The organism is Clostridium liquoris (genome assembly GCF_002995785.1).
Lineage (GTDB): Bacteria > Bacillota > Clostridia > Clostridiales > Clostridiaceae > Clostridium_AO > Clostridium_AO liquoris.
On sequence record NZ_PVXO01000046.1, the window covers coordinates 1 to 11,450 of the forward strand.

At 34.9% G+C, this 11,450-nt stretch carries 7 protein-coding genes; all 7 read right to left on the reverse strand.

The genetic code is table 11. The features are described 5' to 3' along the window. A partial coding sequence (locus tag CLLI_RS08395; RefSeq protein WP_242975502.1) for a GTP-binding protein occupies window positions 1-196 on the reverse strand: 196 nt, incomplete at its 3' end. A 40-nt stretch (window positions 197-236) separates the two neighbouring features. Then, the gene (gene fusA / locus CLLI_RS08400; protein ID WP_106063766.1) at window positions 237-2,300 is read right to left on the reverse strand and encodes an elongation factor G; all 2,064 of its coding nucleotides are present in this window, start codon (window positions 2,298-2,300) and stop codon (window positions 237-239) included. Between the two features lie 99 nt (window positions 2,301-2,399). Next, window positions 2,400-2,870 (reverse strand): 30S ribosomal protein S7, encoded by a 471-nt coding sequence (rpsG, locus tag CLLI_RS08405; protein WP_106063767.1) that lies wholly within the window; start codon window positions 2,868-2,870, stop codon window positions 2,400-2,402. Window positions 2,871-3,023: 153 nt separating this feature from the next. After that, window positions 3,024-3,401: a 30S ribosomal protein S12 gene (gene rpsL, locus CLLI_RS08410; RefSeq protein ID WP_106063768.1), complete on the reverse strand. Its 378-nt coding sequence runs from the start codon at window positions 3,399-3,401 to the stop codon at window positions 3,024-3,026. A 53-nt stretch (window positions 3,402-3,454) separates the two neighbouring features. Next, window positions 3,455-3,697: a ribosomal L7Ae/L30e/S12e/Gadd45 family protein gene (locus CLLI_RS08415; protein ID WP_106063769.1), complete on the reverse strand. Its 243-nt coding sequence runs from the start codon at window positions 3,695-3,697 to the stop codon at window positions 3,455-3,457. Window positions 3,698-3,808: 111 nt separating this feature from the next. Then, on the reverse strand, window positions 3,809-7,366 hold the full coding sequence (rpoC, locus tag CLLI_RS08420) for a DNA-directed RNA polymerase subunit beta' (protein WP_106063770.1): 3,558 nt from the start codon (window positions 7,364-7,366) through the stop codon (window positions 3,809-3,811). A 20-nt stretch (window positions 7,367-7,386) separates the two neighbouring features. Continuing rightward, on the reverse strand, window positions 7,387-11,091 hold the full coding sequence (gene rpoB / locus CLLI_RS08425; RefSeq protein ID WP_106063771.1) for a DNA-directed RNA polymerase subunit beta: 3,705 nt from the start codon (window positions 11,089-11,091) through the stop codon (window positions 7,387-7,389). Between the last annotated feature and the right edge of the window lie 359 nt (window positions 11,092-11,450).

Consider the following 11,450-nt stretch of genomic DNA (forward strand, 5'->3'; position numbering starts at 1 on the left):
ATGTATTGATTGTAATTCCTCTTTCTTTTTCTTCTGGTGCCTTATCTATCTGGTCATATTTAAATGCTTGTGCAAATCCTTTATTTGCTAATACTGTTGTTATTGCTGCTGTTAATGTTGTCTTACCATGGTCTACGTGTCCTATTGTTCCTATATTTACGTGTGGTTTACTTCTTTCATATTTTTCCTTTGCCATTTTTTATTTCCTCCTTTATTTATAAATACATATTAGTATATTATTTATTTCCTATAATCTGTTCTTGAATGCTCTTTGGAACTTCTTCATAATGATTAAATTCCATTGAATATACTCCTCTACCTTGAGTTTTTGATCTTAATATAGTTGCATAACCAGACATTTCTGAAAGTGGAACGAAGGATCTTATAACCTGAGCTCCTGATTGAGCTTCCATCCCTTCAATTCTTCCTCTTCTTGAGTTGATGTCACCTATAACATCTCCCATGTATTCTTCTGGTACAGTTACTTCAACTTTCATCATTGGCTCAAGTAATACTGGATCTGCTTTAGACATTGCATTCTTAAATGCCATAGAGCCAGCAATCTTGAAGGCCATTTCTGATGAGTCAACGTCATGATATGATCCATCGAATAATTTAACCTTGAAGTTTATAACCGGATATCCGGCAACTACACCGCTATCAGAAGCTTCTCTTATACCATTATCAATTGGTCCAATATATTCTTTTGGTATAGCTCCTCCAACAATAGCATTTTCAAATTCGTATTCGCCTTCTGATGGTATCATTTCAATCCAACAGTCACCGTATTGTCCATGTCCACCAGACTGTCTAACAAATTTACCTTCAGCTTTAACAGCTTTTCTAATTGTTTCTTTATAAGCAACCTGCGGAGCACCTACATTACATTCAACTTTAAATTCTCTTGTAAGTCTATCAACTATTATTTCAAGGTGAAGCTCTCCCATACCAGCTATAATAGTCTGACCTGTTTCCTGATTTGTGTAGGTTTTAAATGTTGGATCTTCTTCAGCTAATTTTGATAATGCAATACCCATTTTTTCCTGACCAGCTTTTGTCTTAGGTTCTATGGCAACAGAAATAACTGGTTCTGGAAATTCCATTTTTTCAAGTATTACTGGATTCTTTTCATCACAAAGTGTATCCCCTGTAGTTGTTTCCTTTAATCCAACCACTGCACCTAAATCTCCTGCACGTAATTCATCAACCTCTTGTCTGTGATTAGCATGCATTTTAACTAGTCTTCCTATTCTTTCTCTCTTACCTTTTGATGAGTTATACACATATGTACCATTTTCCATTACTCCTGAGTAAACTCTTACATAAGCCAGTTTACCTATAAATGGGTCAGTAGCTATTTTAAATGCTAATGTTGCCATTGGTTCATCGTCAGATGTGTGCCTCTCCACTTCTTCCTCAGTTTCAGGATTTGTACCTTTTACTGGTGGAATGTCTAATGGTGATGGCATATATTTAACTATAGCATCTATCATTGGCTGAACGCCTTTGTTTTTATATGAAGAACCACAAAGAACAGGGACTATCTTGTTAGCTATAACACCTTTTCTTAATGCTGCTTCTAGTTCCTCTACTGTTATTTCTTCACCTTCAAGATATTTCATCATTAAGTCTTCATCTAATTCAACTATAGCTTCTATCATTGCAGATCTATATTCTTCTGCTAAATCTTTCATATCCTCAGGGATATTAGTTTCATCCATAGTTTTTCCTAAATCATCTTCATATATGACTGCGTCATTTTTCATTAAATCTATAATCCCTTTAAATGTATCTTCTTTTCCTATTGGAAGCTGTATTGGCACTGCATTAGCATGAAGTCTTTCTCTCATCATATTAACAACTCTGAAAAAGTCTGCTCCCATGATATCCATCTTATTTACATAAGCTATTCTTGGGACATTATATTTGTCTGCCTGTCTCCATACTGTTTCAGTCTGAGGTTCAACTCCACCCTTTGCTGTTAATACTGTAACCGCACCATCAAGTACTCTTAAAGATCTTTCAACTTCTACTGTGAAGTCTACGTGTCCTGGTGTGTCTATGATGTTTATTACATGACCTTCCCACATACAAGTTGTTGCTGCAGAAGTTATTGTTATACCTCTTTCCTGTTCCTGAACCATCCAGTCCATTGTAGCAGCGCCTTCGTGGACCTCTCCTATTTTATGGGTTTTACCTGTGTAGAATAGAATACGCTCAGTTGTTGTAGTTTTACCTGCATCTATATGTGCCATTATTCCTATATTACGATACTTCTCTAATGGAAATTCTCTTGCCACTTTTGTTTCCTCCTCTCAAACTATAAATATGTCTAATTTGGTAAAGTAATTTTAAATTTGTAAAAACTGTTTTGGCAAAATGCCAAAACAGTTTTAATATTAATATCTGTAATGAGCAAAAGCTTTGTTTGCTTCAGCCATCTTATGAGTGTCTTCTCTTTTCTTAACAGCTGCACCTGTGTTATTAGCTGCATCCATAAGTTCTCCCGCAAGTCTTTCCCTCATGTATTTTTCTCCTCTTTTGCCTGCTGCATCAAGGATCCATCTAATACCTAATGTCTGTCTTCTTTCTGGTCTTACTTCAATTGGAACTTGGTATGTAGCACCACCAATTCTTCTTGCTTTTACCTCAAGTAAAGGCATTACATTGTTCATTGCTGCTTCAAATATTTCCATTGAATCTTTACCAGTTTTAGCTGCCATAATTTCAAACGCATCGTAGCAAATCTGTTGAGCTACACCTTTTTTACCGTCTATCATTATGCTGTTTATTAACTTAGTTACAACTTTACTATTGTATATTGGATCTGGTAATACATCTCTTTTTGCTATATGTCCTTTTCTTGGCACTTTTCTTCCCTCCTTAACATAATTGATTTAAGTTCATCGGTACTCGGCTAAGTTTCTTAACCGCAAAGTGCTTTGTACTCCTGCAAGTTATTTATAAAAATAATATATATATATAAATGCCGAAGCCACAGCACCATTTCAATCAATCAAAACTTATTTTTGTTTTGGTCTCTTTGCACCGTATTTTGATCTAGCCTGCATTCTGTTGGTCACTCCAGCTGAATCTAGTGCACCTCTTATAATGTGGTATCTAACACCAGGAAGATCTTTTACTCTTCCTCCTCTTATAAGAACAACACTATGCTCTTGTAAGTTGTGTCCTACACCTGGAATGTATGCAGTTACTTCATAACCATTTGTAAGTCTAACTCTGGCAATTTTTCTTAGCGCTGAGTTTGGCTTTTTTGGTGTAGTAGTTTTAACTACAGTACATACTCCTCTTCTCTGAGGGCATTGTTTTAATGCTGGTGCTGCTGACTGTGCTTTAACTGTCTTTCTACCTTTTCTTACTAATTGGCTTATAGTTGGCATGTTTACACCTCCTCAATAAATTTTATATCTATAATTTAATATTAATTATAAGCTTAATCATTCAATATTGCAGCAGTGGCTGCTCCAACATCTATTCCACAAAGTTTTCCTAATTCTTTCATATTTTCTACATAAACTATATGAAGGGAGTTTTCTTCAGCAGCATTCTTTATTTGGTCAAATATCTTTCTATCAGCATCCTTAGCTATATATACAGTTTTTACATTGTCATTTCTTATAGCTTTCAAAGATTGCTTAAAACCGACAATCTTTTTTCCACTAAGTCTGTCGATCATCTCAGTTCCCCCCTACAACTTCATGTTATGGAGATAAAGCTAAAGAGCTTTATCTCCCTTCTAAAACACACATAAGCATTTTATCACCTTAAAACTGTCCTGTCAACAAATTTAAACTTCTATTCCCTTTGTTAATTCTTTATTGTCTTCTTCTGTGTTTTTCATATCTTCATTTTTTTCCGTATTAAGCTTTATCGATCTATATCTTGTCATTCCTGTGCCTGCTGGTATCAGCTTACCAATTATTACATTTTCCTTTAATCCTAGAAGTGGATCAACTTTACCTTTAATAGCTGCATCTGTTAATACTCGAGTTGTTTCCTGGAAAGATGCTGCTGATAAGAAAGAATCTGTAGCTAAGGCTGCCTTTGTAATACCAAGTAAAGCAATTCTTCCTTTAGCAGGTTCTCCACCAATGGCTTCTGCTTTTTCATTTTCTTCTTCAAAATCAAACATATCAATCATAGTACCTGGCAATAACTCTGTATCGCCTGATTCCTCTATTTTGACTTTTCTTGTCATTTGCCTTATTACTACTTCAAGATGCTTATCATTTATATCAACACCTTGCAGTCTATAAACTTTTTGTACTTCTGATAAGAGATAATTTTTAACGCCCTTTACACCTTTGATTCTTAAGATATCATGAGGATTTACTGATCCCTCTGTGATTTCATCACCGGCACTAATTACATCTCCATTTGATACTTTGAGTCTTGAGCCGAATGGAATATCATAACTTACTTCTTCTCCAGATTCACCTGTAACTGCTGCTGATCTCTTTTTCTTGGTATCTTCTATTCTTACAGTACCTGATATTTCAGAAACTATAGCCAATCCTTTTGGCTTTCTTGCTTCAAACAATTCCTCAACTCTTGGAAGACCTTGAGTTATATCTGATCCTGCAACACCACCGGTATGGAATGTTCTCATTGTAAGCTGTGTACCAGGTTCTCCTATACTTTGTGCTGCTACAATTCCTACTGACTCACCTATATTAATTTTTTCTGCCGTAGCCATGTTCATTCCATAACATTTTGCACATACTCCATGCCTTGATTTACATGTAAATACTGATCTAATTTTAGCTTTCTTTACACCTACAGCTTCAATATGTTCTGCTGTCTTAAGATCTATATATTTGTCTTTAGCAATTATAATTTCTCCAGTATCTGGATCCATTATGTCTTCAGCAGAGTATCTACCATGAAGTCTTTCAGATAAAGGCTCAATTACTTCTTTTCCTTCCTTTATTTCCGAAACTTCATAACCTTCTTTTGTTCCGCAGTCTTCTTCCCTTACTATAACATCCTGGCTTACATCAACTAATCTTCTTGTTAGGTAACCAGAGTCTGCAGTTTTTAAAGCTGTATCGGCATTACCTTTTCTAGCACCATGTGTAGAAATAAAGTATTCTAATACGTCTAGACCTTCTCTAAAAGAAGCTCTTATTGGCAATTCAATAATCTTACCGGATGGATTTGCCATAAGTCCTCTCATACCTGCAAGCTGTTTAATCTGGCTCTTAGAACCTCTGGCTCCTGAATCCGCCATCATAAATATTGGATTAAATTTATCTAGATTGTTCATTAATGCATCTGCTACTTCATCTGTGGTTTTAGTCCATTTTTCTATAACCCTTTCATATCTTTCATCATTTGATATGAATCCTCTTCTGTACATCTTTTCAATCTTATTAACTGCTTCATCAGCTTCAGCTAATAATTTTTTCTTAGCTTCTGGCACAACCATATCAGAAGTAGATACTGTTATAGCACTAATAGTAGAATAGTGATATCCCTTAGCTTTTATCTTATCCAACATTATAGATGTTTGGGTAGGACCATGTTTCATATAACATTTATTGATTATTTTCCCTAAGGCTGACTTATTTACCAAGAAGTCTACTTCAAGTTTGAATTCATTTTCTGGTTTACTTCTATCTACAAATCCTAAATCCTGAGGAATTGATTCGTTAAATATTATTTTACCAGGGGTAGTTTCTATTATTCCAGAAATCATTTCCCCATTTTTTTCTTTTATTATTTTTACCTTTATTTTTGCATGTATATCAATGTTGCCTGTTTCATAGGCCATAATAACTTCTTCAGCATTTGAAAAAGCTTTTCCTTCTCCCTTAACTCCATCTTTGTCAATAGTTAAGTAATAAGATCCAAGTACCATATCCTGAGTTGGTACAACTACTGGCTTGCCATCTGAAGGCTTTAATATATTATGGGCTGCTAACATTAAGAATCTAGCCTCAGCCTGAGCCTCAACGGATAATGGTACATGCACTGCCATCTGGTCTCCATCGAAGTCAGCATTATATGCTGTACATGCTAGAGGATGTAATTTTATAGCTCTACCTTCTACTAGCACTGGCTGAAATGCTTGAATCCCTAATCTATGTAGAGTAGGGGCACGGTTTAATAATACTGGATGATCAGATATAACTTCTTCTAATACATCCCATACTTGAGGTTGAACTCTTTCAACCATTCTCTTAGCACTTTTAATATTATGAGCTAAACCACCTTCTACTAATTTCTTCATAACAAAAGGCTTAAACAGCTCAAGTGCCATTTCTTTAGGCAGACCACATTGATACATTTTTAATTCAGGTCCAACAACTATAACGGAACGTCCTGAGTAATCAACACGTTTTCCAAGTAAGTTTTGTCTAAATCTTCCCTGCTTACCTTTCAACATATCAGATAATGATTTTAAAGGTCTGTTACCTGGTCCTGTAACTGGTCTTCCTCTTCTACCATTATCTATTAACGCATCTACTGCTTCTTGTAACATTCTTTTTTCATTTCTAACTATTATATCTGGTGCACCTAAATCAAGTAATTTCTTTAATCTGTTATTTCTATTAATAACTCTTCTATATAAATCATTTAAATCTGATGTGGCAAATCTACCACCATCAAGCTGAACCATAGGTCTCAAATCCGGTGGGATAACAGGAATAACATCAATAATCATCCAATCTGGCTTATTCCCAGATTTTCTAAAAGACTCCACCACCTCAAGTCTTCTTATAATTCTAACTTTCTTCTGTCCTGTACTGGTCTTTAAAGCTTCTTTAAGCTCTTTTGATAGGCGTTCCAAATCTATTTCCTTCAATAGTTTTTTTATAGATTCAGCACCCATCCCTGCATCAAAGCTATCTTCACCATATTTATCTATAGCTTCTCTATATTCTTTTTCGTTTAACAACTGTTTCTTTAACAACTGAGTCTCTTTAGGATCAAGCACTATATAAGAAGCGAAATATAACACCTTTTCTAATGATCTTGGAGACATATCTAATATAAGTCCCATACGTGATGGAATTCCTTTGAAGTACCAAATATGGGATACAGGAGCTGCTAGTTCAATATGCCCCATTCTCTCACGCCTTACCTTTGATTTTGTTACTTCAACTCCGCATCTATCACAAACAATACCCTTATATCTCACTCTTTTATATTTTCCACAGTGACATTCCCAGTCCTTTGTAGGTCCAAATATTCTTTCACAGAATAGACCATCTCTTTCTGGTTTTAATGTCCTGTAGTTAATTGTCTCAGGTTTCTTTACCTCACCTCTTGACCATTCTCTAATTTGTTCTGGTGAAGCTAATCCTATTTGTAAAGCATCAAAATTATTTAATTCAAACAAGGGTTCATCCTCCCTTCAAATTAGTGTTCGTCGTTGAAATCATCAAGCTCAAGCTCATTTTTGAACTCATCTAATGGTAAATCATCATAATCTAACTCCTCATCAGCTGTCTCATTTTTATCTTCTTCTTCAACATAATCATCTGATGGAGTTGGTGGAACATAATCTTCAGTTCCTTCAATATTTACATCTAATTCTTCTAATTCATCTTCCACAGATTCCTTAAGTTTTATTTCCTGATTATCATCGTTTAGCACTTTTACATCAAGGCAAAGAGCTTGTAATTCCTTGATTAATACCTTAAATGATTCTGGAACCCCTGGTTCTGGTATATTTTCTCCCTTAACGATAGACTCATAAGTCTTAACTCTGCCTACTACATCATCTGACTTAACTGTAAGTATTTCCTGTAAAGTATGAGCTGCACCATAAGCTTCTAAAGCCCAAACTTCCATTTCTCCAAATCTCTGACCACCAAATTGTGCTTTACCACCTAGTGGCTGTTGAGTAACCAATGAGTAAGGTCCTGTAGATCTTGCATGGATCTTGTCATCAACTAAGTGTGCAAGTTTTAATATATACATATACCCTACAGTTACTCTACTATCAAATGGCTGACCTGTTCTGCCATCATATAATACAGTTTTACCATCTTGATTATATCCCGCATCATTTAAACATTCTACTATATCTGGCTCAGTGGCTCCATCAAATACTGGAGTTGCAATATGCCATCCTAATTTGGATGCTGCTAACCCTAAATGTACTTCAAGAACCTGACCTATATTCATACGAGATGGAACGCCTAGAGGATTTAAACATATCTGAAGAGGTCTTCCATCTGGTAAAAACGGCATATCTTCTTCTGGTAATACTCTTGAGATAACACCTTTATTACCATGTCTTCCTGCCATCTTATCTCCAACAGATATTTTTCTCTTCTGAGCTATATAACATCTAACTAATTTATTAACCCCTGGTGGCAATTCATCTCCATTTTCCCTAGTAAATATCTTAACATCTACTATTATTCCTGCTTCGCCATGAGGCACTCTAAGTGATGTATCTCTAACTTCTCTGGCTTTTTCACCAAAGATAGCTCTTAATAATCTTTCCTCTGCAGTAAGCTCAGTTTCACCCTTTGGAGTAACCTTTCCAACTAGTATATCTCCTGATCTTACTTCTGCACCTATTCTAATTATTCCTCTTTCATCTATATCCTTTAGAGCATCTTCTCCTACATTTGGTATATCTCTTGTTATTTCTTCTGGTCCTAACTTTGTATCCCTAGCTTCTGCTTCATATTCTTCTATATGAATAGATGTGAATACATCTTCTCTAACAAGTTCTTCAGATATGAGCATAGCATCCTCGTAGTTATATCCTTCCCATGTTATAAAGCCTATTCTTATATTCTTACCTAATGCTATTTCTCCTAAGTCTGTTGAAGGACCATCTGATAACACTGTTCCCTTTTCAACTTTCTCACCCTTACTAACAATAGGTCTTTGATTAATACATGTACCCTGATTAGATCTCTTAAACTTAAGAAGTCTATAAGTATCTATACCACCATCTGAATCTCTTTTAACTCTAACTTCATTTGCGCTGACATATACAACAGTTCCAGCGTTTCTTGCCTTAGGAAGAACCCCTGAGTCAACTGCTGCCTTATATTCTATACCAGTACCTACAATTGGTGCCTGAGGTTTTAAAAGAGGTACTGCCTGACGCTGCATGTTTGACCCCATAAGAGCACGGCTGGCGTCATCATTTTCAAGGAATGGTATCATTGCTGTTGCAACAGAAACTATCTGCCTTGGTGATACATCCATGAAATCAACTTCATCCTTAGATACTAAAATAACATCTTCCTTATCTCTTACAGTAATCTTCTCATCTATAAAATGCCCTTCATCATCAAGAGGTTCATTAGCTTGTGCAATTAAGTATTGATCCTCTACATCAGCAGTCATATATATAATATCCTTTGTAACTATGCCCTCTTTTTTATTAATCTTTCTATAAGGAGCTTCTATAAATCCATATTCATTAACTCTTGCATAAGTAGCCAATGAGTTAATAAGACCTATGTTTGGTCCTTCAGGCGTTTCTATTGGGCACATTCTTCCATAATGAGAATGGTGAACGTCTCTTACTTCAAAACCAGCTCTCTCTCTTGAAAGTCCTCCTGGTCCCAAAGCTGACAATCTTCTTTTATGCGTTAACTCAGATAGCGGATTAGTTTGATCCATAAACTGAGAAAGCTGTGAACTTCCGAAAAACTCTTTAATTGAGGCTGCTACTGGTCTTATATTTATTAAAGCTTGTGGAGTTATTGAATCCTGATCTTGAATAGTCATTCTTTCTTTTACTACTCTTTCCATTCTAGAAAGACCTATTCTAAATTGATTTTGTAATAACTCTCCTACGGATCTTAACCTTCTATTACCTAGATGATCAATATCATCTGTATACCCTATAGCATATGGTAATCCTAATTCATAGCTTACAGTAGCAAATATATCATCTCTTATTATATGTTTAGGTATCAAATCATGAATATTTTTCTTAATTTGTTCCTTTATACTTGCCTCATCACTATAATTATCCAATATTGCCTTTAAGGTTGGATAATGAACAAGCTCCTTTACATTTAAATCATCTATATTAAATTCAACAAATTTATGTATATCAACAAAGTTATTTCCGATAACTCTAACTATTTTATCATCCACTTGAATGTCAACTACATTAATTCCACTGTTCCGTATTTCTATAGCCATATCTCTATCTATTTTTTCGCCCTTTTGTACAAGTATTTCTCCAGTCTGTGGATTTACTATATCATGAACTGCTATTTGATTTGCTATTCTCAAATTTAGGGCTAATTTCTTATTAAATTTGTATCTTCCAACTCTCGATAGATCATACCTTTTAGCATCGAAAAATAAAGATTCGATGAGAGCAATAGCGCTATCCACAGTTGGTGGCTCACCTGGTCTTAATCTCTTATATATTTCAAGTAAAGCTTCTTCTTTTGTCTTTGTATTATCTTTTTCTATTGTAGCCTTTAGCCTTTCATCTTCTCCAAAAAAATCTACAACCTCTGCATCTGTTCCATATCCTAATGCCCTTACAAGAATGGAAATTGGAAGTTTTCTTGTCTTGTCTATTCTTACATATATAACGCCATTAGAATCTGTTTCATATTCTAGCCAAGCTCCTCTATTAGGTATAACAGTAGAAGAAAAAAGCTGTTTCCCTGTTTTGTCAAGAGCCACATCATAGTAAACTCCTGGTGATCTGACAAGCTGACTTACAATTACTCTTTCAGCACCATTGATAATAAAAGTTCCCTGTTCCGTCATAAGAGGGAAATCTCCCATGAACACTTCCTGTTCTTTTATTTCTCCTGTTTCTTTGTTAATAAGTCTAACACTTACCTTTAAAGGTGCTGCATAAGTAGCATCTCTTTCCTTACATTCCTCTACAGAATATTTTATATTATCCATATCTAGTTTGTAACCCACAAATTCTAAATTAAGGTTTCCTGTATAATCTTGTATAGGATTAATATCATCGAAAACTTCTTGCAGACCTTCCTTTAGGAACCATTGATAGGAATCTAACTGAACTTCAATTAAGTTAGGCATATCGCCAACTTCTTTGAGCCTAGAAAAGCTCATTCTAGTTCTTTTACCAACTTGGACAGGATGTACCATTAACTTTCACCCCTTGCATAAACTAAAAATAACCACAAACACCCTTTAAGTGTTTCTGGATTAAATACCTAAATTAAATACATTGTATCATTGTATCATTCTAGTATAACCATTTTTATGTAATAAATTCATTATATTCTAAATAGAATTATATCATTATGTCATTTCTATATAATCAATGCAATTTATTATGTTATCATAATATAATTGTATTGTCAATATCTATTATTTTAAAAGTTTGTGTCAAGTTAAAGTGGGCAATTTATTTTTTGAATTTTTCCCATTATAAATTCAGTTGAAAATTTTATCCAATAGGGCTTCGCCCGCGGCCCGAAAGGGCGTACTTATCCCCTTAATTT

Bases quoted from the DNA above. Each gene is read 5' to 3' on its own strand.
- rpsL (WP_106063768.1), bottom strand. From the start codon at position 3,401: ATGCCAACTATAAGCCAATTAGTAAGAAAAGGTAGAAAGACAGTTAAA.
- CLLI_RS08415 (WP_106063769.1), bottom strand. From the start codon at position 3,697: ATGATCGACAGACTTAGTGGAAAAAAGATTGTCGGTTTTAAGCAATCT.
- rpoB (WP_106063771.1), bottom strand. From the start codon at position 11,091: ATGGTACATCCTGTCCAAGTTGGTAAAAGAACTAGAATGAGCTTTTCT.